Origin of the sequence: Mycobacterium paragordonae, assembly GCF_003614435.1 — a bacterium.
GTDB classification, from domain to species: domain Bacteria; phylum Actinomycetota; class Actinomycetes; order Mycobacteriales; family Mycobacteriaceae; genus Mycobacterium; species Mycobacterium paragordonae.
In genome coordinates, this window is sequence record NZ_CP025546.1 from 3,905,114 (window position 1) to 3,928,171 (window position 23,058).

Here is a 23,058-nt window from a genome sequence, read left to right on the forward strand (position 1 = left end):
TGGTTGCTTACGTCTGCTCGTATGTCGCGTGGATGACCGCTCGGGCGATCGCGTGCTGAAACAGGTTGAAGCCCAGGTAGGCGGGCGTGGCGTCCTCCGGCAGATCCAGTTTGTCGACATCGACCGCATGAACGGCGATGTAGTAGCGATGCGGACCGTGGCCGGGGGGCGGTGCGGCCCCGATGTAGCGACGTTGCCCGGCGTCGTTGGCCAGCGTGAGCGCGCCGCCCGGCAATTCGCCGCCGTCACCGGCGCCGGCGGGCAACTCGGTGACATCGGCGGGCAGGTTGGCCACCGCCCAGTGCCAGAAACCGGAAGCCGTCGGAGCGTCTGGGTCATAGACGGTGACAGCGAAGCTGCGCGTCTCCGCCGGGAAGCCCGACCAGCTCAGCTGCGGGCTGACGTCCTCGCCCCCGGCGCCCATGATCCCGCTGACCTGCGGGTTGGACAGGGGTTGTCCGTCGGTCACCGACTCCGAGGTCAGGGTGAACGACGGCAGGTCGGGCAGCGCGTCGTAGGGGTTGGGCACTGTCATAGTCAGTCCTCTCGTGTCATCAGCAGTGAGTCAGAAAGTGCGCCAGCACTTCGGTGCCGAACCTCAGCGCGTCGATGGGTACCCGCTCGTCGACGCCATGGAACAGCGACGTGAAGTCCAGATCCGGCGGCAGCCGCAGCGGGCTGAAGCCGAAGCAACGAATTCCCAGGCGCATGAACGACTTTGCGTCCGTCCCGCCGGACAGCATGTAGGGCACCGTCCGGGCACCCGGGTCCAGCGCCAGCACGGCCGCGTTCATCGCATCGACCAGATCGCCGTCGAACGAGGTCTCGTACGAGCTCAGGCTGCGGATCCACTCCCGGCTCACGTCGGGTCCGAGCAGCGCGTCCACCTCCGCCTCGAACGCGGCCAGCCGGCCGGGGAGCACGCGGCAGTCGATCACCGCTTCGGCGGTGGCCGGCACCACGTTGGCCTTGTAACCCGCCTTGAGCATGGTCGGGTTTGCGGTGTCGTGCAGCACCGCCTTGAGCATCCGCGCCATCGGCCCCAGCTTGTCGATCATCCCGTCGAGGTCAGGTGAGTCGACGTCGAACGGCAGGCCGGTCTCCTCGCTGACTGCGGCCAGGAACTGGGCGACCATGTCGGTGACCACCAGCGGGAACTGATGGCGGCCGAGCCGGGCCACGGCCTCGGCGACGGCGGTGACCGCGTTGTTGTCGTGCACCATCGACCCGTGCCCCGCGCGGCCGCGAGCGGTCAGCCGCATCCACTGGATGCCCTTCTCGGCGGTCTCGATCAGGTACAGCCGTCGCTCGCCGCCGTCGCGGCGCGGCACGGTCAGCGAAAACCCGCCGACCTCGCCGATCGCTTCGGTGACGCCGTCGAACAGATCCGGCCGGTTGTCGACCAGCCACTGCGCCCCGTACTTGCCGCCGTGTTCCTCGTCGGCGACGAACGCGAACACCAGGTCCCGCGGCGGCACGATGCCGGCTCGCTTGAAATGCCGGGCCAGCACCAGCGTCATGCCGACCATGTCTTTCATGTCGACGGCGCCGCGGCCCCACACGTAGCCGTCCTCGATAGCGCCGGAGAACGGGTGCACGCTCCAATCGGCCGGTTCGGCCGGGACGACGTCGAGGTGTCCGTGAATCATCAGGGCGCCGCGGGTGCGGTCGGCGCCGGGGAGGCGGGCGAACACATTGCCCCGGCCGGGGGCGCCGGACTCGACATACTCGGTCTCGTACCCGACCTCGGCGAGCTGCTCGGCGATCCACTGGGCGCACTCGGCCTCGCCCTTGGTTGTCTCGAGTTCGCCGGTGTTGCTGGTGTCGAACCGGATCAGCTTGCTGACGGTTTCGGCCACATCGTCTGCCGGATCGAATGGGTCGTTCGGCTCAGACGCGCTCGCACCGGTCACAGTCACCTTTCCTACCACGGTCCAAGGGTGGCGATCCGCAGCGCCCGGCCACGCCGCGCTCACGATCGCCACGGGGTCGAAGGGTGGCGACCCGCAGCGCCCGGCTCCGCCGCGCTTGCGATCGCCACGGGGTCGTAGGGTGGCGACCCGCAGCGCCCGGCTCCGCCGCGCCGCGAGGCCGATTGGGCCGACGCGAATCGATCCGATAGCCTTAGCTGCCAACTCATGTGGTTGGTCGAGTCCGAGTGGCGGAATGGCAGACGCGCTAGCTTGAGGTGCTAGTGCCCTACTAATGGGCGTGGGGGTTCAAGTCCCCCCTCGGACACGTCCGGCGACACGACTTAAGTCGGCAGTCGCCGTGACTCGCTGAAGATGCGGGTCGTAGTCGAGGCGCAGGCCCAGGCTTGCGTATACCTGAGCGCGTTCCGCCCCGGTTGCCTCACCAAGCACTGCTGACAGCCCGCCCAATTCCTCAACCAACTCGCTGATTTGTGCGGCAGTCATGACGCGAGGTCGCTCCGCTTGCTCAAGACGGACCTTCAGCTCGTCGCGCTCGGCGGTGCGGCGGCGCAATGCAACAGTCAAATCCTCAACGGCCACACCAGACTCCACGGCGGTAACCAGAGCAGCAACCTTCGCATTCGCCTCGCTGAGCTGGCGCCGCAAGGCCGCGTAGCCAGCCCCTGCTACCGGGTCCGCGTCTTGCCCGCGTGCCAAGTCGGCCGGATCGGCCAGGGTGGCGATCCATTCGTCAAGTCGCGCAGTCACCTCATCTTCACGGAGGTAGACGGTGCGCGGGTGATCACTCAGGTCCGCGGGTACCGAACGCGACTTACCGAGCTCACAACGGTAGAGGATGCGTGTTGTTCGCTTCCCGGCGCGGGCAGCGCCCTGCATCCGCCGTCCACATGCGGCACAGAACAGCAGCCCACGCAGTGCATATGGCACTGTTGACTCTCTGCTGCAAACAAGACCGGGACCCCGCCGCGCCTGCATCCGAAGACGAACAGCCTGCGCTAGTTCGTCACGGATCAGCGCTTCATGCGTGCGGCGTTCTGGTGCGATCCAGTCGGCCTCATCACGCCACCGCATACGAGTCTCATACCCCGCAGCGACATCATCGGGGTTGACCAGAACCTCGTATTTCTCCTGCTTGCCCCAAACACGGATACCGCGGTACGCCGGGTTGTCGAGTATCGCGCGGATCGCCGAATGGGACCATCCTCGTGGGTCACGATGCCGATTCCGTGCCGGGTCGTACTGGCTCGGTGACGGTACACCATCGTCGGTGAGCCGTTGCGCGATATAGCGCAGGCCCGCTCCGTCGGCGTACATGCGGTAGATCCGCTCGACGACCGAAGATGTCGCGGGGTCGGGTTCGAGGCGGTGAAGCCGCTGCCCAAGATTGGCCTTGGCAGGGTTTGGATGCGGGCCGGCATCGACGAGCCGGTAACCGTAGGGTGGTCGACCACCGAGATATCTGGCGGTGTCGTGCGCGAGTGCTGACATCGCCGTACGGACGCGCATCTGGATTCGAGCGCGCTCTCCCTTGCTCATGCCGCCGAACAGAGTCATCACCAGGTCGTGTGCCTCGGAGCCGGGATCGACCGCTCCGCCGACCTCGGGTACCCACAGGCCAACTCCGTAGTGCGTGAGGACAGGGAAGGTGAGCGCGAACTGCGGCCCGTAGAACGCACGGGCGGGTTCCCCAATCACTACGGCATCAAAGCTACGGTCCCGACAAGCGACATCAGCAAGCAGACGTGACGCCTCTGGCCTGCGCTTCCACGGCAGTGAACGGCTCTGTCCCACATCGAAGTAGTCGGCGGCGATGAATCCGCCGTGCGGAGTGATCAGGTCCATGGCACGCCGCTTCTGCCAGCTGCGGCTCGCCTCCGGGTCTTGAGCGTCCTCCGTGCTCACTCGGCCATAGAAGGCGAACCTCAGGCTCACGCCACTCCCCTCCCTGATCCAAGCATCCGGTCCCGCACAGCCATTATCACGTGTACCAGCGCGCGGTTGGCCTCGGACGGAAGTCGATATTGGTTGGGCACAACAATTTCAACACCCCCCTCTGACACCGTCGGCGCATCGGGACGAGCGTCACACCCGGAGCGAGCACGTGCTGCTCGGGACCTGTCAGCCATCGCTTCCCCCTGGCGGATCCCATTGTTGATTGCGGGCTTGGCCACGGACTTCGATCAGTCCGATGCGGCGGGTGTGGATGTGTTGGACGGCCGCGGAGTAGATGAGGGTCCGGTCGCCGAGGCTGGTGGGGCCGGCACGATCGAATTCCCATGCCACCAGATCATCGCCATCGGTGGAGTCGAGGCCGAGATCATGTTGGTGCGCAGTGCTTTTTAAACGTTGTTCACGGGTCCAGGCCGCGCGACGTTCGCGCAGCGCGGTCATCGTGGTGGAATAGCGGCGGGATTTGCTGGTGATGTGGCCCCGGTAGCCCAGGGTGTGCAGCCACCGACCGACACCGGCCAGTCCCTTATCGGCGAGTTGGCTGATGGCGGTCAGGATCGCCCGAACGTGGTCGCAGACATCGAGGTCAGCGATGGCCTCGGTGGAGATGCGTCGCGCGCTGATCCCGACGTCAGCTAAGGATTTGGTGACGTATTTCGCGAGGTAGCGAGCTACGCGGCGGCCTGGAAGAACCCCGCCGTGTGGTGAATCCTCCTGCACAGCAGAGCCGTCCGTGCCGGCGTGCCGGTTGTCGATGGGTTGGGTGTCGACTTGTGTGCCGAACCTGATCACCCGTGTCGCTGTATTTGAGGATGAGTCGGTGACCGTCACGGCCACGGTTCGAACGGCCTGTTGGATGATGGTGGCCAGTTCGGTTGCCGCAAGGGGCGCATGCCAGTCATGACCGCCAGAGTCATCGCTGTCGGGCGGGTCGAGGCGGATCAGGGCATGAATGTGCGGGATGAGCCGGGCTTGCAGTTCGACGACTTTGATGAAGCTGACCTGCACCGCATCCGGGTCGGCGCCCGAAGCACGTAGCTCTCGGCGCAGTGTGCGTCGCAGGGTGATGGTGAAGCGTCGCCACAGTTCGGGCAGGTGCCATGTGAACAGGACATGCCCGGTGTAGTCGTAGCAGTCCGCGCAGATCGGCTGTCCCGCATAGATATCACCTTCGCCGTGGGTTGTGCTGCACCACAGTGGTTTTCCATGCGGGCATCGGCGGTAGCCGCCAGTGTGGTGGTGGTCGCGACACACACGCTGCTTCTTGTCGCCTGCACGCGCGGCGGCGTGAACAGGCCCGTAGCTAGGTGCGGTGAGGGTGACGAACACCTGCGGACGATCGGCCACTGCTGCGGGGATGTTGTGGTGGCCGCCGGCGGTGCCAGCGTGCACGAGCTGCCACGTGTCGCGGGCGTACAGGTCTGAGCACGATGGGCATACCTGTGCGCGGCGGTTGTTGCACCGTGTCCACACCACCCGATCGCGGCCTATCTCGTCGGTACCTCTGAGTTGGATGGGGTGGGCGCAGAAGCCAACAGATTCCGCGCGCCGCCACCACGATTCGAACCCCGTCGAGGACGCGCGGCGCACCATCTGATCCACCACCGCATTGGTGTCGATCGAGCCGGGAACCCCGGGCAACACCAGCGTGGGGGCTGTCGTTGCAGTAGTCACCGTTGACCCCGGGCGGTGTCGGTGCGCCCGCTGTTGGACTGGTTGGTTCGGGTCGCGGCACGAGGTGGCCGGAATCGTGCTGCCAGAGTGGCGATGTCGTGGTCGGCGACGTGAAATGCCCGTACCCGCACCGGTTGGGCCGTGCCATCGATCATCATGTAGCCCACACCGGGAGTGGTGTCGGGGATGTGATCGCAGTCGGCCCCCGCGTCGCGGGCGCCCTGGCCCAAAACCATGGTGGTTTGGGTGGCTTCGGTCAACCGCAACCCGATTCGCACGGTAAACAGCTGCCGCACCGGCAGGGTGTCTTTGGCCGGATCTTGCACCGCTGCCACCACCGAAATGCCGACGGCCCGGCCTTGGGAGAGCAGCAGGCCCAACAGCTGTTCAATTTCGCTGCGCACCTTGCGGTCGGTCACATACGCAGTCAGCGCGGCGATCTCATCGATCACCACCACGAATAACGGCTCAGTCGGAGTCGGGGTGTGCATGCGCGTCTTGCCCCGTAACCGATTGGCGCGGGCGTGCATCACCTCCACTAGTTGCCGCAGCAGGTACAGGGTGGTGCCAGTGGCGTCGTGGGTGAACACCGTGAACATGGGTGCTCCGGCGCCCAGTTCCATGCCGCCTTTCGGGTCGATGACGCAGAGCCGCACTTGTCCGGTTTTCACGGCGGGGGCGAGGCCAGCGATCAGTGACCACAACACTGAACCTTTCCCCGCGCCGGTCGCGCCAGCCACGAGCAGGTGGTGGCCAAGCAGAGGTAGGTGCCACCAGTGGCGGGTTTCGGTGATCCCGACCCGCACCGACCCCACATCCACCGCAGTCGCCGTCGTGGGCATGGGCAGGGCAATCGGGTCGGCCAGCACGTCGCCGCGCATCAGGGTGATGCGTAGCTCTCCGGGCGCGGTCGCGCGGATGGCGATCCGGTCGGCACGCCAGGCGGCGGCTAGCGCCTCGGATTGCTTGTGCCAATCAGCCAGGGAGTGGCCGGTGACCACTCGCAGCGCCAGGACGTCGGTCGTCTTGCCGATGCGCACCGACTGCAAGGTCGGCACCAAGGTGCGTTCGCCAAGTGTGGCGGTCAGGCCGTGCAGGGTGCACACCGATTGCCAGGTGCGGGTGTAGCGCGACCAGGTCAACCAGCGCCGCCGCACCGGCTCGGTGACCCATCCGTGAAACGATCGCGGGTCCAGCCACGCCCAGCCCGCATACGCGGCAGCGAAAGCAATACCGATGATCAGACCCGCGCGTGAGCCATGGGTAATGGCCATCGCCACGCTGGCGATGATCGGGATGCTGATGGCCGGGAACAGGACCGCCCACCACAGCAGATACCCGGCCGCTTTGAACAGTGAGAGGATGAGGTCGGTGATCCAGTCGTCGTCGTTGGATTGAGAGTTCTTGCTGTTTTTGTAGTTTGATGCCATGACAGGCGTCCCTCTGGTGAGTGAATGGTCGATAGCAGCTCACGTGCTGGGGCGCGACACCCACGAGCGCCGCGCCCCAGCAAATGGGGTTATTTCTGCGCGCGGGACGCTTGATCGCTCGGCGCAGCCGCGGGGTTGGTGGGGGTGATGGCGTCGGCACGGAACGCCACGCCGCTGCGATCACCTTGAGCCCAAGGGATAGCAACCAGACCCGCGACTGAAACAGGTTGGGTGACTGTCACTTTCGGATCCCCGGCGACGGTGACGTTGAGCACTTCACCACCGGTGTCATCCAACGCCAACAGCTGCGCGGCATACAGTGGCACGCCGGTGGCGGTGTCCACTTTTGGGCTGCCGGTCTCGAAGTTCAGCCGCGGCTCGGCCGCTCGGGTGACGATGAACCGTGTGCCTGATGTGTCGATTCTTAAACGCATTGTCCCGCTGTTCCTTTCGTGATCTGTTTGCGCCCGTTGCGGCGCTGGGCTCAGTTCACGTGGACATCGCGGACGTAGCGAGGGACGTTGGCAGGCATTGCCGACACTGCCGCAGACATTTCGGACACGACAGGGACATGCCCGTGGGCATCGGACGGGCATCACCGCCGCGGGGCGGCGGCAGTCGCATGGCAAACTAGGAACCACGCGCTGAGGATGGACAGGGATGACACGGAAAGATGTGCGCTGAGACGACGGGCGATCAGGACGGCGACGCCGAGGCCGCCACGATCCCCAACGATCGCCTCACCCAACGGCTGCACGCCAAGGGACTCTCCCCACAGAGGTTCGCCACTGCGGTGGGCGTGGATATCAAGACGGTGCGCCGCTGGCTGGCCAACATCGACTACAACGTCCGCGAGGACAACGCCCGCCGCGCCGCTAAGCTGCTTGGCTGCACACCGCACAACCTGTGGCCCAACCAGTATCCTGCCCCTACCGCGAGCGCGCTGGCGACGACGTCGCTGGGTGGTCCGTTCACCGCGACGCTGTATGCCAGCCGCACCCAGCTGCCGATCACGACGTGGCAGCAGCATTTCGGCGACGCCACCACCGGCATCGACATCCTCGTCCTGGCGGCCACGTTCCTGTTTGACACCCTCGACGGCTTCCTCGACATTCTGCTCGACGCCGCCGCCCGCGGTGTGGCGGTGCGGTTTCTCGTCGGGGATCCTGACACTGCCACCACGATCCTGCGCGGCAAGGAGGAAGGCATCGGCGAGGCCGTCATCGCCCGCTGCCGCACGTCCGTGGAGTTGCTCGCCCCGCATGCCGATACCCCGGGGCTGGATATCCGCACCCACGACACCACGCTCTACACGTCGATCTTCCGGGTCGACGACGCCATGATCGTCAACTTCCACATCTACGGCTCACCCGGGCGCAACAACCCCGTGCTTGTGCTGTCGCGCCACCACGAACCACGGCTCTGGGCCACCCTCGAAGACGCTTTCACCCAGGTCTGGGATCGCGCCAGACCGCTCAGCGCGAAAGGCTGAACCCTATGCGAACCGACTACTACAACGACCCCAACGCCCCGCTGCCCAACAGCGTCGTTCCGTCAGCCTCGGCCATCGTCACCGACGAACAGGGTCGTATCCTGCTGATCAAACGCCGCGACAACACCCTGTGGGCGCTACCCGGCGGCGGACACGACATCGGCGAAACGATTGCCGACACCGCCGTCCGGGAAGTCAAAGAGGAAACCGGGCTCGACATTGAAGTCACCGGCCTTGTCGGTGTCTACACCAACCCGCAGCATGTCGTCGCGTTCACCGATGGCGAAGTCCGCCAACAGTTCTCTCTGTCCTTCACCACCAAGGTTCTCGGCGGTACCCTGGCCATCGATCACGAAAGCACCGACATCGCCTGGACCGATCCCGACGACATCCCCAATCTGGACATGCACCCGTCGATGCGACTGCGCATCGAGCACTACCTGCAACACCGCGACAGCCCCTACCTCGGCTAACCGGCTGGGTTTACAGCCAATCGCGTACCCGTCGGACCGCCGCCAACAGTTCGTCGCGCCCCGCGTCGACCGCGCGGTGCACCGGGTCCTCGGGTCCATAGCGGCCCAACACCTCGATCAATCGATCTCGCGGTGATACCGGCGCCCCGTCCGGCCCGGTCGTCAGATCGCAAAAGGTCAACACATCCAGAACATCGCTGGGCGGATCGCTGAACGCCGCTAAACCTGACAAGCCGCGCTCGGCAGCTTCCGCGTGCGCCCCAGTATGGAACGCCACCAGGGAGGCGACCAGCTCCCGAAAACCCGCCGCCCGGGCAAACTCTGCGCCATCGAGCGGATGAAACCCGGTCCGGCGCAACGACGGTGCGTAGCCGATATCGTGCAGCCACGCCGCTGCCACCAAAGAGTCCGCTGTCTGGGCATCGAACCGCCGACTCAGCCGCTCGGCAGTCGTCGCGACACCCCGCACATGCGCCAACCGCCGCAGCTGCCCCACCAGTCGCGTCTCGGCCTCTCGCCGTGCACGCTGCGCCAGCATCCCGCTCACAACCGCCATCCTACGAGTCCCATCGCCATGGCGCAGACCCGCAACTGATGCTCAGCGGAGCCCGGGCCGCCATAGCCCGCGAGGAACCGGCGGCTACCTGCGGGCTTCGCTACACTCCCTCTGCTCCCGTCCGCTGGCGCTCCCGTCCGCGCCGCTCGCTACGCTTCGCCCTCCGTCCGCCGCCACACAAGCTTGCACACGACGACGAGCGCTGTACATCTCAACGGCCACGGCATCCTGGCACCACGACAAGCCAGGACTGTCCTCGCTCCTCGCCGCATCGAGACGCCGCGGGCAGCAGGCGCGACCAACGCCCGCCTGACCGCCGCTGGCCTGCGATGTGAGAACTTTCTTTACTGCTATCAAGTCGATGGCGGCACGTTGCCACCAGCTCGACACCGCAGCCGCCCGACTCGAACGCCACGTCGACACCATCACCGCCACCGCCGCACCCGAGCTACAGCGTCGGGCCCGACACCGCTGCCACGCTGCTGACCGCCCTCGGCGACAACCCCGCTCGGATCGGCAGCGACGCCGCTTTCGCCAAACTCTGCGGGGTCAGCCCACTGGAAGCCTCCAGCGGCAAAACGATCCGCCACCGGCTCAATTGGGGAGGCAATCGCGACGCCAACCGTGCCCTGCACGTCATCCTGGTGGTGCGCATGCGCCGTCACCAGCCCACCCGCGACTACTTCGTTCACCGCCTGGCCGAAGGCAAAACCAAGAACGAGATCATGCGCTGCATCAAGCGTACATCGCCCGCGAGATCTACCACGCCCTCCGCCAACCCAGCAGAAGAACCAACGAACTCATTGCCTGAAGAACTCATTGCCTGAAGATAGGAGCATCTGGTATCAACTCCCGAAGGGCACCCGATCCGCAATGTCCACCCATTTCGTGGCGATATGGCACCTCTGTAGATGCCATCAATCCTCCCAGGTGAGTAATGTGCAGGTGGCTAATCGTTCAGGGTCATAGGGAACGCGAGATGATTTCCTTCATCACCTCATTTGTGCCGGCGTAGATTTTCTGCACGCGCTGGTCCACCCACAATCTCGAGATGGGGTACTCGGTCATGTACCCATATCCGCCGTGGAGCTGCAAACAGTCATCGAGCACCTTCATCGCTCGCTCAGTGGTCCACCATTTCGCCATGGCGACGGTCTGGACGTCGAGTTGGCCCGCGAGGTGTAGGTCGATGCAGTAGTCCAAAAATACTCGTGCGATGCGCGTTTCGGTTGCAGCTTCGGCCAAGATGAATTTCGTGTTCTGGAAGCCGAAGACGGGCCGTCCGAACGCTTCCCGCTCACGGGTGTATTTGAGTGTCTGCTCCACGGCAAGTTCCATCGCCGCGACCGCCCCAACCGCGACGATGAGCCGCTCTTGAGGTAGCTGCGTCATCAGCTGAATGAAACCCTGACCCTCGGTCTCGCCCAGGAGGTGCGAGCGGGGCACTCTTACGTCGTCGAAGAACAACTCGGAGGTGTCTTGTCCGCGTTGGCCGATTTTGTCGAGGACCTTGCCGCGCCGGAATCCGGGTCGATCGGCTTCGGCGACGATCAGCGAGATGCCGGCGGCGCCCTGACTTGGATCTGTCTTGGCGACGACGATGATCAGGTCGGCTTGCTGACCGTTGGTGATGAAGGTCTTTGCGCCGGTGATCACGTACTCGTCACCGTCAAGAATTGCTTTGGTCTTGACACTCTGCAGATCAGAACCGGTCCCTGGCTCCGTCATGGCGATAGCACCGATCATTTCGCCTGAGGCCATCTTGGGCAGCCACTGCCTCCGTAGTTCTTCGGCCGCATACTGGAGGATGTAGTGCGCGACGATTCCGCTGTGCAGCCCTGCGCCCCATGAGCTGTCCCCGACTCGGGCTTGCTCTTCGAGTACGACGGCTTCGTGCGCGAATGTGCCGCCTCCCCCGCCGTATTCTTCGGGTATGGACATGCAGAGCAGGCCTAGTTCGCCGGCTTTGTGCCACAATTCTCGGTCAACTTGGTGCTGGTCTGCGAAACGTTGCGCATGTGGGGCCAATTCGGTCGAGAAGAACTTCGCGGCAAGGTCACGAAGCTCGAGCAATTCGGCGCTCATCCAGGGAGAAATTGATGCTGTCACAGGATTCCCTCTCGGCTGTTCAATATCAATGGGTTTGATTTCTTAGGACGTTTCGATCTGATACTCGCCGGCGGAGTGACGCGCGCGTATGGCCTTCTTGTCGTATTTCCCGACGCTTGTTCGGGGAATCTCAGACACGAAGCTCCACCGCTCCGGGATCCACCACTTGGCGACCTTGTCCAACAGAAACGCGCGCAGTCGGTCGATGTCGACCTCGGCTCCACGGTGAACCACGACCAGGGCGAGCGGTCTTTCCTGCCATTTGTCGTCGGGAACTGCCACCACCGCAGCCTCGTAGATCGCCGGGTGACCAATCAGCGTGTTTTCCAGCTCGACTGAGGAGATCCATTCTCCACCTGACTTGATGACGTCCTTCGCACGATCGGTCAGCGTGAGATACCCGTCCGGGTCGATCCGGCCGACGTCGCCGGTGCGCAGCCACCCTCCGTCGAACTTGTCCGGATCATCGTCGCCGAAGTAGGCGCCGGTGATCCACGGGCCTCGCGCCTGTATTTCACCCGCTGATCGACCGTCCCACGGCACTGTCTTCTTGTGGTCGTCACGCAACCGGATCTCGACACCGCACATCGGCCGACCCTGGCTTTCGCGCATCTCCCACGCACGGGTCTCGCCTACTCCGTGCGCTGCGCGTGCGACGGTAGCCAGCGGCGAGGTTTCGGTCATGCCCCATGCCTGCACGATAGGCACGTTGTACTTGTCTTCGAATGCCCGCATCAGCGAGACGGGGACTGCCGATCCCCCGCAGGCAACCAGCCGAAGTGAGGAGATGTCCCGGGCGGGATTCGATTCCAGGTATCGATCGACATCGTTCCAGATCGTCGGCACTGCACCGGCGATAGTCGGCTGAGTCTCTTCGATGATCGACACCAGCGGCGCGGCTTGCAGATGGCGATCGGGTAATACCAAGTCCGCACCAGACATCAACGCCGCGTAGATCAGTCCCCACGCATTGGCGTGAAACATCGGGACAATGGCCAGGATACGGTCGGCCTCGCTCACTGCCAGGGCGTTCGACGTGCAGGCGGTCAGTGCATGTAGGTAGGTCGAACGGTGGCTGTAGACAACACCTTTGGGATTTCCAGTAGTCCCGCTGGTGTAGCACATGGCCGCGGCGGAACGCTCATCGATCTCGGGCCAATCGAAAGTCTCCGGTTGCTGCGCCAGGATCTCCTCGTAACGCAACACCGTCTTCCCGCATCGCTGCAGCGGAGCGAGGTCGCCGCCCCCGGTGGCGATGACCGTATGCACCGACTCCATCGCTGGTAGCGCACTAGCCAACAATGGCGCAACCGACGCATCCACCAGGATGATCTGATCGCTGGCATGGTTGGCGATGTACGCGAGTTGCTCTGGAGCCAAACGAATGTTGAGGGTGTGCAGCACCGCGCCCATGGAGGGAACCGCGCAGTAGGCCTCGAGATGTTCTTGGTTACTCCACTGAAAAGTGGCCACCCGTTGATCTGCCGTTATTCCGAGCCCGCGCAACGCATTGGCAAGTCGGCCCGCTCGCCCCAGGACGCTACGGTAGGACATACTTCGGTATCCAATTCCGTCGGGGGTGATCACCTCGCTGTTTCCGTGAATGGAGGCGGCATGGCGGACAATTGCCGAGATTGTGAGCTGGACGTCTTGCATCGTGCTGTGCATTACGCATCGGCCCTTCAGGCGAACAGGTCTGGATGGCGACTCGCATCGCCTATGAGCGTCCCGTAGTGGGTTCTGAGCGCTTGCAGGATCTCTGCCAGCGGTAGATCGTCGAAGGCGCCTCGATCCCTCAGATATTCCATGTGTTGTGTGCCGTCACCGGCGAACCCGTGCAGCAGGGCGTCTGTGCGCCCGTCGAAATCAATTGGCGGGACGCCGAACCGTGCGCATAGCTCGCGATTGAACGCCGGAGTTGCCTTGACCCAGACACCGCAGAGATGCATGAGGCTGTATCCGTGGTAGACGAAGACGTCGGTACCGCCCATCCGCTCACGCAATGTCTCGGTCTGAAGGTGGTTTCGGACATCGGCGAACCCCAGCCGCGCTGGGATGCCTGCTGCTCGGCAGGCCGCCGTCAAGAGCACCGCCTTCGGGACGCAGTAAGCGCGGTCTGCAGTTGCGATGGTGCTGGCGCGATACGCATGCGGGTCATCGGTCACGGTGTAGGGGTCATACCAAATCGAGTCGCGGACCGCAGTGAAGATGGCTATGGCCTTCGTGGTGTCGTCGACCGCGCCGCGGGTCGCCGATGCAACGAAGTCGCGTACCGATTCATGTTGCCAATCGAGGAACTCCGTGGGCTCCAGGTAAGGCGAGTTCTCACCGCTCATCGGTGCCGCAACGTCACAGGCAGTCCGTCCACGGGAATGGGCAGCGAGGTGTTGTCCCAACGCACGTGATAGTCGTTTGGGACCGTCCAAGTGTAGGTACGCAACATCTGGTGCAGGATTGCCTTCACCTCGAGTGTGCCGAACTGCATCCCAATGCATTTGTGCGCCCCCCCGCCGAACGGCACCCAGGCGAATCGGTGCTGTTGGTCCTCGCGCCGGGGCTCATCGAAGCGCGACGGATCGAAACGGTCCGGGTCGCTCCATATTCTGCGGTCGAAGTGATTTACGGCGGGTGTGATTGCGCACAAGGTTTCACGGGGGATGTGATAGCCGTCGATGGCGACATCGCGGACGGTCTTGCGCATCACCAGCGGAACGGGCGCCAGCAGACGCAGAGCTTCTTTGAGGATCAGATCGAGGACCGTCATCCGCTCCAGTTCGTCGATATCTGGCGAATCGTGACCGAAGGACCGCGCCTCCGCCGCTGCCTTCTCCTGCCACTCAGGATGTTTAGCGAGGAAGTAGGTGACAGCAGTGGTGGTGATCGTGGAGGTGTCATGGGCGGCCATCATGAGAAAGATCATGTGGTTGATCACATCCTCGTCGGAGAACCGTTCACCGTCTTCTGTGGTCGCCTGGCAGAGGGCGGCGAATAGATCGTCGGTCTCGCCTGCACGCGCGGCCGGCAGGTGTCGGGAGAAGTAGTCCTCCAACACGCGCCGCCCATGCACGCCGGCGCGGAACCTGGTGCCCGGGAGTGGAACTCGCACAAAGGAACTCGCCGCGCGAACAGTGGACACGAACGCCTCGTTGACAGCAGCGCTCTCGTCCTTGCCGCGGCCACCCATGAAGACATCCGTGGCAATATCGAGGGTGAGATTCTTCAACAACGGGTAGATCCGGACCGACGGACCGGTCGGCCACGCGGGCACGGCTGCGCGAACGCACGGGGCCACCTGCCCGACATATCCGGTCAGGCGAGGACGCGTGAACGCCTCCTGCATGATGCGCCGGTGCATCAAATGTTCGTCGAAGCTCATGAGCATCAACCCGCGATGGAAGAAAGCATCGATCAGGAAGGACCAGCCATCTTGAGAAAAGGCCTTGGCTTCGCTTGTGAACGCCTCACGCGTTGCGTCTGGACCGGCGATGACCACCATTTTGGTACCGAATGCGCCCATCCACGACACCGAGCCCAAACGTTCGTAACGCTCCCGACTGAATTCTGAACCAAATCGGATGTAGTCGACAGTGTGCCCCAGCAACGGGAGTCCAGCGTCCCCTAGGACGGCTCTCAGCCCAGATCCGGCGGGGGCCGGCGCAAGTTCCCGGACTCTCCAGTCCCGACTCCACTGTCGCCATTTGTCATCGACGACGCGGGGGGCGGGCGCCAACAGGACAGACGTCAACCGCTCCTTGGGGTGACGCGTGATTGCGAGAAGCTGATTAGCCACGATGCCTCCTGGGCGCTCTGCTGCACGGGTATCTGGTAATAGTTTACATAGATGTGCTGAATGTCAATATTCGAACAGTTAACAGTGAAATGTTAGACACCGCCTGCGACCCGGATCATCTGCGCAGCCTCGCGCGGTTCTCACTCGGGCCGTCTAACTGAAGGCGTTCAACGTGCCTGAATAGATAATCGTGACTGCGTGGTTTGCGGGTGAGGATCCGGTAGGCAAATGTAGGCCCAGGCCAGTTCGTCGGGATCGCGCCACTCGAGGTCGTGTACCAGCTCGCGCAAAGCGCCCACACCGACCTTCGCAGCCGCCGGCTCAATCGTGTGTTGTAGCTTTGCTCGATGTCTGGCCTGACGTCGACCGTACGCCCTGGGTCACTCGCCAAAATCTTGATGAGGGCACCGACATAGCGGACCTGAGACTCGATCATGTAAATGATCGACCCGGAACCGACATTCGTGTTCGGGCCATAGAGGAGAAAGAGATTCGGGAACATCGGGACTGTAATGCCCAGGTATGCGTGCGCCTGCGTCCCCCACACCTCGTCCAGAGTCACTCCGCCCCAGCCGCGAACACGCATCGGGGCGAGGAAGTCGGTAGCGCGGAAACCTGTTCCGTAAATGACGACATCCGCGCGATGGAGTACGCCATCGTCGGTCACGACTCCCTTGTCGCAAAGCTTCGCAACCGCGTTGGTCACCAACGAGACTTCACCGTTGGCAATCGCGGGGTAGTAATCATTCGAGAACAACACCCGCTTGCACCCCGGCGCATCTGATGGCGTGAGTTGCCGGCGCAGCATTGGATCGGCAACCTGCCGATGGAGGTGGTAGCGGGCGACCGCGCCGAGAATGCGTGACAAGGGCTTCGCGTCGACCAACGTCACTGCGAGCACTTCAAAAATCAGCCATACCGCGAAACGCTCAAGACGCAGCCACAGCGGCAGAACCTTAATCAGCTGTTGGTGAAGACGTCCGTACCTGCTGTCCCACTTCGGCAAAATCCAAGGCGCCGTGCGCTGATACAGCGTTACGCGCTGTGCCTCGTGTGCGATCCGTGGCACAAACTGTATCGCGCTTGCGCCTGTCCCGATGACGGCTACTTCCTTGCCGCGCAGCGATACCGAATGGTCCCAACGCGCCGAATGAAAACGCGGCCCCTCGAAGGTGTCTTCGCCGGCAATATTCGGCGTATGAGGTCGCGAGAGCTGCCCCACGGCCGAAATCACGACATCGCACCAGATCGTCTCGCTGGATCCGGTCACCAAACGCCAACGGCCGGCCTGTTCATCGAAGGTCATCTCGACGACTTCGGTCCGCGTGCGCAAATGCAGGTCCATTCCGTCGGCCAGGACGAGTCGGCGAAGATATTGGAGTATCTCGGGCTGTTCTGCATAACGTCTCGACCAACGAGTGTTGGGCTTGTCCGAGAGTGAGTACAACGCTGACGGCACGTCGCAAGCCGCTCCTGGATAGGTGTTGTCGCGCCAGACGCCGCCGATGTCTGCAGCCTTTTCCACCATGGTGAAGTTGGTGAATCCGTCCCTCTTCAGCTGATGGGCCATGGCGATACCCGCGACGCCGGCCCCGATGATCACTATCGACGGATCGTGTCCTCGAGGATCCCTCGCAAAGCCGCCTGTCATGAGACAGCTAAGAAGCAGTTGATGGCGCGGTGGCAGTGGAGCATCCACGGTCCCAACACTTTCACCGGTGGGCCGAAGCTTTCAGGAAGTTTCCAGCGCGGTGGATCGCCTCACGAGCCTCGGGCAGGATTCGGAACATGGCTTGGAACACGTGGATCTGTCCCCGGTACACCTGTATCTCAACGCTTGATCCGGCCGATCGGAGGCGGTCGGCAAGATGCCTCGAGTCATCGATCAACATTTCTCTTCCGCCTACCTGAATCAGGATCGGTGGCATGGACCTGAGGTCTGCGTCGAGCACGCTGATTCGCTCATTGCGGTGATCTGCACCAGCCACGTACAGGTCAAGAGCGCGGGCCGCGGACCGAGCAGAGGCGAAAGGATCACGGCGGCGAAGTTCGCGTGCCCTCGCGAGTTCACATGTCAGATCCAGGACCGGAGACATGAGAAGCATCGAATCCGGCAGCGGCAGTCCGTCACTACGTGCGCCAAGGGCGGTGGCCATCGTGAGCTGGCCGCCCGCCGAGTCCCCGGCCACCGCAACACCGCGTTCGCCGGAAGCCGAAGGCTGCCCTGTGACGAGCCAGCGGTATGCGTTCAGTGCATCGTCGGCGGCAGCGGGAAAGGGATAGCGTGGAGCTAGCCGATACCTCACCGCAAAGATGGGCCGACCGCTCGCGGAGGCAAGTTCACCGAGCAGGCCGCGGTGGGTAGCCGGTGAGCACATGGAGTAGGCGCCGCCATGAATGTAGAGCAACGGAACCGCGTGTGGATCGACTGCAGGAGAAGTGATCCAATCCCCGCGTATCTGATTCCCGGCGAACTCGGTATCTATTGTGCGAACCGCCACGCTTCGGCGGGGCCGCGATCCCACAAGCGCCATCCGGAGTACGCGATCCATCACCGCGAGGCCGTGGGCGCTCGACGGGATGAGTTGCGACAGCGGACGCAGTGTGTTTCGCGAAGTCATTGCCACGAAATGACTTGCAAGACTGGGGCGCCGGTCCGCCGCATCAGTGTTGGTCACCGTGCGCCAACGGATTCTGCGCGACGTTCAAATCGGTAATCGGAGAGCCGGAAGGTGCGGCTACGCCAGTAAGTCTCCAGGGTAGTTGACGGACGCAACGGAACATCGCCGTGTTTGTCGAAATAGTAACTGTTGGCATTGGAACAGCTCGGCTGCCAGAAAACCTGTCGATGTCGGCGGCTAACCATGTCACCGAAGTAGCGATCGTTCGCCTGCTGTCTGACCTCTACGTAATCAGCCTTCAGCGTGCGCGCACGACGAAGACAGCGGACGATATGCCGACTTTGCGCCTCGATGAGTGTGAAGTACGAGGAGCCGTTGTAACCATAGGGACCGAAGATATTGAAGTGATTCGGGAACCCTGGGACGCTCACACCCTCGAAGGCTTGGAGGCGGTGCTCATCCCACCAGGCAGACTGCTCCACTCCACCGCGTCCCTTCAGCACATAAGTCGGCATATTGCCCGACTCCATCACTTTGAACCCGGTGGCCAAGACCATGACATCGATCGGATAACTCTTGCCATCTTCAGTGTGAACCGAGGCATGGTCGACATGGGTGATGCCGCTGGTCTCGAGCGAAACATTGCGACGGTTGTACGTTGCGAGATAGGAATTGTGGAAACTCGGTCGCTTACAACCCAACGAATAGCGAGGAATGAGTTGGTCTCGAGTCACCGGATCGTCGACCGCCCGACGCATATAGCGTTTCGCCGCCTCTTCCATGAGGTCCGACACAGGGATCAACGAGTGAAAATGAGCTGCGATGGGAAATGTGAACTCGACGAACGCCTGACTCGCAGTGCGCGTCATCAGTTGTGCCCCTGGCACCAACCGCATCACTGTCGCGGCCCAGCTCGGTATGGAGAAATCCGGCTTCGGCAAGCAGTAAATCGGCGTTCGCTGGAAGACCGTCAGACTTGATGCGATCTTCGCGACTTCGGGAATCAGCTGCACCGCAGATGCCCCAGTCCCGATCACCGCCACCCGCTTACCGGTGAGATCTTTCGTATGGTCCCATCTGGCCGTATGCAGCGTCACGCCGGCGAAGTCGCGCACTCCTGGAATATCAGGCCACTTCGGCCGACTGAGAACGCCAGAGCAATTTATCACAAAACGCGCGGTCAGATTCTGACCAGAGGAGCAGCTCAGCCGCCATAGTGCGGCGCCTTCGTCGAAACAGGCTTCGTCCACAGTCGTGTTGAACCGGATGTAATTTTGGAGTCCGTATTTTTCTACACACCGCTCTGCATAAGCCTTCAACTCATCCCCGTGAGCGTAAGTACGTGACCAGGATGTTCGCATCTCATAAGAGAACTGGTAACTATAGGACGGAATATCGACCGCTATTCCCGGATACGTATTCCAGTGCCATGTACCGCCGACGCCATCGGCGTCATCGACTATAAGAAAGTCCGCAAATCCGGCCTTCAACAGGCTGATCGCTGTACCAATCCCAGAAAACCCGGCTCCGACTATTACAATTTCGTAGTGCTGCCCAGACTCAGAACCCATTACTTCCTCACGTGCGCTTTGATGTTTACCCTATCCGCTGCTGCAGTTCAGCGTGTTTGTGTCAACTTCAGGTCAGCATCGTCACGCCGAGTGATATCGTAATCCCGCATATCCAGACGGGACAGTTCCCTGGTGAACTGAGTCGCAAAGCCCGGATACATCGTGCCGTTATAGCCATCCTCTGTTAAATACCAGCTGCTGCAACCCGAGTTCCATGTCGTGCGTCGTAACCGCCGCTGAATATTGGAGTGGTACGCGTTTTGGCTATTCTCTTTCACATCCAGGGTATGGACTCCGTTACCTTGGTCGCGCAAGAGCTCGATCGCTTTTACGATGTAATCGATTGCCGCCTCCATATATAGAAGAGCGGAGTTGTGGCCAGGACCGGAATTAGGCCCGAAAGTGAAGAACAAATTCGGATACCCGGCCACACTCACGCTCTTGTAGGCAAATCTCCCCTCAGACCACGCGTCTTCGAGTTTTCGCCCGTCGCGCCCCAGGATCGGAAATGGCGTACCGCGTTTACACACATCGAAGCCTGTCGCGAATACTATGCAGTCCACCTCATGCTCGATGCCGTCGGCGGTTCGAATTCCGTTCGGAGCCAGTGTGGCGATCGGCCAGCTGACGAGTTTGCAGTTATCGGCCTGGAGAGCAGGGTAATAGTCGTTAGTCATAAGCATGCGTTTGCACCCAGGTCTGAACTGCGGTGTTAGCTGACGTCTCAACCAGGTATCCTTCACCTGCCGACGCAGATTCGCCTTCGCGGCCGCTTGGATGACAGATGTGGCAGCGGTATCCCAAACCATGCCCACGGCCATGACCTCATGCGCCCAAAACCACGCACCTCGTAGGGCCTGTTCGGTTGCCGGCATGCGCTTGAAAGTCGAACGCGCCCAGGCCGGATGCCGGAAATTCACCCTCGGTAGGACCCAGCCGGGCGTCCTCTGAAACACCTTGACCGACGCCGCCAACTGGACCAATTCGGGAACGATCTGCACAGCGCTCGCCCCGGTCCCGATAACCGCCACCCTCTTACCGCTCATGTCATAGGAGTGGTCCCACCGAGCACTGTGAATCTTTTTCCCCTCGTACGACTCGATGCCACGAATATCCGGGAAACTGGCGTCAGCAAGTGGTCCGCTAGCCATCACGACTGAACGGCCCCGATACCGCCTGCCGCCGGTCGTGTCGACAACCCACTCTCCGGCATCCTCGTCGAATTCCAGTGCACTCACGTCCGCACCGAAATGAATGAACCTCCCAAGATCGTATTTCGCGACAATCGCGTCGATATAGGCGAGGATCTCTGCGCTCCCCGAGTATGCGCGAGTCCAGCCTGGGTTCGGCTCGAACGAGTAGGAGTACAGCAATGACGGAATGTCGCAGGCGGCGCCGGGGTAAGTGTTGTCACGCCAGGTGCCCCCGACGCGATGTGATCGCTCCAAGATGACAAAGTCGTTAACGCCCGCTTGAAGCATTCTCATCGCCGTACCGATACCCGCGAAGCCGGCGCCGACGATCAAAGTCGTTACCGTGTCCGTCATTTAGCGACCGGTTCATAGGTCAGTTCATCCGTCCATGAAGGCGGTCGCCCGAGTACTTGCACGGGGAAGATGTCGATCGCATTGCCTAAGCGCTGGGAAACGAAGTGAAGGGGTTGGGACCGCTTGATCGAGGAGGACATGTGGGCCTTCAAGATGTGATATCCAGGCACCCTCCGCGTGTGCTCACTGCGGTCCCCGACATTGCCATATCGCGTCACCGCGTTGTACAGCTTCTCTTCGGATAGCCCCATCGCGTTGAGATTCATCAACATGCGCGTGAGAAGCGGTATATACAGCAACGCGCCAGTGAGAATACGGGGGTCCATCACAGCGCCGACCGTTTGGATTGCATGGATTCGCATGGGACTGGCGCCGAGGTCATTCAGGACTTGAAAACCTACTGCAAGGTGCCGCGATTCGTCGCTGTTGACCTTATTGAATACTTCCCCGCAAATTGGGTCGTCGACCTCATCAAGGAGAAATTTCAGCAGGGCCCCGTCCAGCGCGGTCTCCAGTGCGGGAATCGCGGCGCCGATGACAGTCAGAGGAAGAGCCTCAGCGTACCGATCTAGCCACTCGATCACGAGACGGATGTTCTTATTCGGTACAGGCTTTTCGCCTTCCTCGATCATGCCCCAGCGACGCATCAGAGCAAGTTCGGCGTTGGCGTGACGCTGCTCCTCGGCGTGAAAGTAACGGTAAATGTCTCCGAGCGCTTCGAAGGGCGCCTTCGGGGCCATCGCAGCAAAGGCGCGCGCTCCGACATGCTCAATCCACACCACGTCGGACATGAATTGCTTGAGTTTGGGACGCTGTTCGTCGGTGATCAACTCCGCACCAGGGGCGCCCCAATCGATATCGGCGAGAGCCCATTGCTTGTTCTTGATCGTCTCGAGCATGTCGCTATATGCGAACGCCATTTCACTGCTCCCTCTGTTCGGCTGGATCGTTCCATGAGGCCACGCGCTCCACCAGCCCCAACGCCCGCGTAAACTGACCGGGTAAAGCTCTTTTCAGTTGCCACAAAATTTTCGCGTCCAGTTGGGGCACTACATAGATTTGTCCGCGATCGTGCGCGTTCAAGGTCGTTCGAGCCACTTGATCCGGCGAAATGCCGGTCCACCTCATCAGGTTGGTCGCGAGTTTCGCCGCCGACTCCTCAATCTGAGGATTTTTGGCGATGTTCGTCTTGACGAAGGTGGGGCAAAGCACTGTGACATTGACGTTAGTACCGCTCAGTTCGGCCGCCAAGGTCTCGGACAGAGCGAGCACTCCGGCCTTACTCACGTTGTATGCCCCCATTCGGGGCGCCGAGCCGAAACTCGCGGCGGACGCCACATTGATCACTCCGCCACGGCCGTTGCTCCGGAGCCGGGGAACGAAAGTCTCGCACCCGTAGATAACACCCCAAAGGTTGACAGAAATCGCAGCGTTCCAGTCCTCGACCGACGTAGCGCCGATGCGATTGCCGCCCGCACCGATTCCGGCGTTGTTGATCACCAGGCTCGCCGCCTTGCCAAACCAGTCTTCACTGGCATCAGCGAGGTTACGGACCTGCTCAAGGTCGGTGACGTCGCATACGACGTCGAAACCCTCGCCGCCGGCCTGCCTCACCAACTCGGCCGACTCTTTCGCAGTGATGGGGTCTTTGTCCGCACACACAACACGTCCACCTCGGCGTGCAAGCTCAACGGCGAACGCGCGGCCGATACCGCTCCCTGCGCCTGTGACTACTGCGTGGGCGCGGTGGGTTCTACCTGGTGAACTACCGAACGGCAAGAACCTCATCTGCTTGCCTTTCGGATCGCGACACTGATTTCCGGTGCGGGAGACCATTGATTTGGGGGCATCAGCCACCATTGGTGTCGCATGCCACCAGTTTGGTCGTGAGCCCGACGTTTTGTCAAGATG

Annotated in this window: 20 protein-coding genes and 1 tRNA gene; 4 read left to right on the plus strand and 17 right to left on the minus strand. The window is 62.3% G+C overall.

The genetic code is table 11. The features are described 5' to 3' along the window. Positions 1-7: 7 nt before the first annotated feature. Together C0J29_RS17745 and C0J29_RS17750 are read right to left on the minus strand one after the other, a co-directional pair. Positions 8-535, minus strand: a complete 528-nt coding sequence (locus C0J29_RS17745) for a YbhB/YbcL family Raf kinase inhibitor-like protein (RefSeq protein ID WP_065048747.1) — start codon at positions 533-535, stop codon at positions 8-10. A 19-nt stretch (positions 536-554) separates the two neighbouring features. Next, positions 555-1,913: a M20/M25/M40 family metallo-hydrolase gene (locus tag C0J29_RS17750; protein ID WP_120793113.1), complete on the minus strand. Its 1,359-nt coding sequence runs from the start codon at positions 1,911-1,913 to the stop codon at positions 555-557. Positions 1,914-2,152: 239 nt separating this feature from the next. On the opposite strand from C0J29_RS17750, the gene C0J29_RS17755 reads away from it, so the two are divergent. Further along, positions 2,153-2,238 (plus strand) — tRNA-Leu (locus C0J29_RS17755). On the opposite strand, the gene C0J29_RS17760 is transcribed toward C0J29_RS17755, so the two are convergent. The 4 genes from C0J29_RS17760 to C0J29_RS17775 form a co-directional block, all read right to left on the minus strand. Beyond that, a complete protein-coding gene (locus tag C0J29_RS17760; protein ID WP_012394803.1) occupies positions 2,220-3,866 on the minus strand; it encodes a recombinase family protein in 1,647 nt (548 codons plus the stop codon). The two genes, C0J29_RS17755 and C0J29_RS17760, sit on opposite strands and share 19 nt — an antisense overlap. A gap of 186 nt (positions 3,867-4,052) precedes the next feature. Further along, a complete protein-coding gene (locus C0J29_RS17765) occupies positions 4,053-5,558 on the minus strand; it encodes a replication initiator (protein WP_012394804.1) in 1,506 nt (501 codons plus the stop codon). Next, the gene (locus tag C0J29_RS17770; protein WP_012394805.1) at positions 5,555-6,988 is read right to left on the minus strand and encodes an FtsK/SpoIIIE domain-containing protein; all 1,434 of its coding nucleotides are present in this window, start codon (positions 6,986-6,988) and stop codon (positions 5,555-5,557) included. Before C0J29_RS17770 ends, C0J29_RS17765 begins: the two co-directional genes overlap by 4 nt. Before the next feature lie 89 nt (positions 6,989-7,077). After that, the gene (locus C0J29_RS17775; protein WP_011893911.1) at positions 7,078-7,422 is read right to left on the minus strand and encodes an SCO3933 family regulatory protein; all 345 of its coding nucleotides are present in this window, start codon (positions 7,420-7,422) and stop codon (positions 7,078-7,080) included. A 239-nt stretch (positions 7,423-7,661) separates the two neighbouring features. Here C0J29_RS17775 and C0J29_RS17780 point away from each other — a divergent pair, with 239 nt between their 5' ends. Next, positions 7,662-8,480 (plus strand): hypothetical protein, encoded by an 819-nt coding sequence (locus C0J29_RS17780; RefSeq protein WP_012394806.1) that lies wholly within the window; start codon positions 7,662-7,664, stop codon positions 8,478-8,480. Positions 8,481-8,485: 5 nt separating this feature from the next. Continuing rightward, the gene (locus tag C0J29_RS17785; RefSeq protein WP_012394807.1) at positions 8,486-8,953 is read left to right on the plus strand and encodes an NUDIX hydrolase; all 468 of its coding nucleotides are present in this window, start codon (positions 8,486-8,488) and stop codon (positions 8,951-8,953) included. A 10-nt stretch (positions 8,954-8,963) separates the two neighbouring features. On the opposite strand, the gene C0J29_RS17790 is transcribed toward C0J29_RS17785, so the two are convergent. Then, positions 8,964-9,500: an HD domain-containing protein gene (locus tag C0J29_RS17790; protein WP_012394808.1), complete on the minus strand. Its 537-nt coding sequence runs from the start codon at positions 9,498-9,500 to the stop codon at positions 8,964-8,966. 521 nt (positions 9,501-10,021) lie between these two features. Between C0J29_RS17790 and C0J29_RS33815 the strand changes: the two genes are divergently transcribed. After that, a complete protein-coding gene (locus tag C0J29_RS33815) occupies positions 10,022-10,336 on the plus strand; it encodes a transposase (RefSeq protein ID WP_231973737.1) in 315 nt (104 codons plus the stop codon). Between the two features lie 136 nt (positions 10,337-10,472). Here C0J29_RS33815 and C0J29_RS17800 read toward each other — a convergent pair whose 3' ends face one another. From C0J29_RS17800 to C0J29_RS17845, 10 genes are all read right to left on the minus strand, one after another. Continuing rightward, positions 10,473-11,594 (minus strand): acyl-CoA dehydrogenase family protein, encoded by a 1,122-nt coding sequence (locus C0J29_RS17800; RefSeq protein WP_016889182.1) that lies wholly within the window; start codon positions 11,592-11,594, stop codon positions 10,473-10,475. Positions 11,595-11,660: 66 nt separating this feature from the next. Next, complete coding sequence (locus C0J29_RS17805) at positions 11,661-13,286, minus strand: fatty acid--CoA ligase (RefSeq protein WP_016889183.1); 1,626 nt, start codon at positions 13,284-13,286, stop codon at positions 11,661-11,663. A gap of 14 nt (positions 13,287-13,300) precedes the next feature. Next, positions 13,301-13,954: a transglutaminase-like domain-containing protein gene (locus tag C0J29_RS17810; RefSeq protein WP_012394811.1), complete on the minus strand. Its 654-nt coding sequence runs from the start codon at positions 13,952-13,954 to the stop codon at positions 13,301-13,303. Next, on the minus strand, positions 13,951-15,408 hold the full coding sequence (locus C0J29_RS17815) for a cytochrome P450 (RefSeq protein WP_012394812.1): 1,458 nt from the start codon (positions 15,406-15,408) through the stop codon (positions 13,951-13,953). Before C0J29_RS17815 ends, C0J29_RS17810 begins: the two co-directional genes overlap by 4 nt. Positions 15,409-15,523: 115 nt before the next feature. Continuing rightward, a complete protein-coding gene (locus C0J29_RS17820) occupies positions 15,524-17,059 on the minus strand; it encodes a flavin-containing monooxygenase (RefSeq protein WP_012394813.1) in 1,536 nt (511 codons plus the stop codon). 61 nt (positions 17,060-17,120) lie between these two features. Next, complete coding sequence (locus tag C0J29_RS17825) at positions 17,121-18,086, minus strand: alpha/beta hydrolase (protein WP_012394814.1); 966 nt, start codon at positions 18,084-18,086, stop codon at positions 17,121-17,123. Continuing rightward, positions 18,083-19,600, minus strand: coding sequence for a flavin-containing monooxygenase (locus C0J29_RS17830; RefSeq protein ID WP_012394815.1), 1,518 nt, complete (start codon positions 19,598-19,600; stop codon positions 18,083-18,085). The genes C0J29_RS17825 and C0J29_RS17830 overlap by 4 nt, the downstream gene beginning before the upstream one ends. 47 nt (positions 19,601-19,647) lie before the next feature. Further along, the gene (locus C0J29_RS17835) at positions 19,648-21,147 is read right to left on the minus strand and encodes a flavin-containing monooxygenase (RefSeq protein ID WP_012394816.1); all 1,500 of its coding nucleotides are present in this window, start codon (positions 21,145-21,147) and stop codon (positions 19,648-19,650) included. Continuing rightward, positions 21,144-22,067: a hypothetical protein gene (locus tag C0J29_RS17840; RefSeq protein ID WP_012394817.1), complete on the minus strand. Its 924-nt coding sequence runs from the start codon at positions 22,065-22,067 to the stop codon at positions 21,144-21,146. Before C0J29_RS17840 ends, C0J29_RS17835 begins: the two co-directional genes overlap by 4 nt. A gap of 1 nt (position 22,068) precedes the next feature. Continuing rightward, entirely contained in the window at positions 22,069-22,935 is an 867-nt protein-coding gene (locus C0J29_RS17845) for an SDR family NAD(P)-dependent oxidoreductase (protein ID WP_012394818.1), read from the minus strand. Between the last annotated feature and the right edge of the window lie 123 nt (positions 22,936-23,058).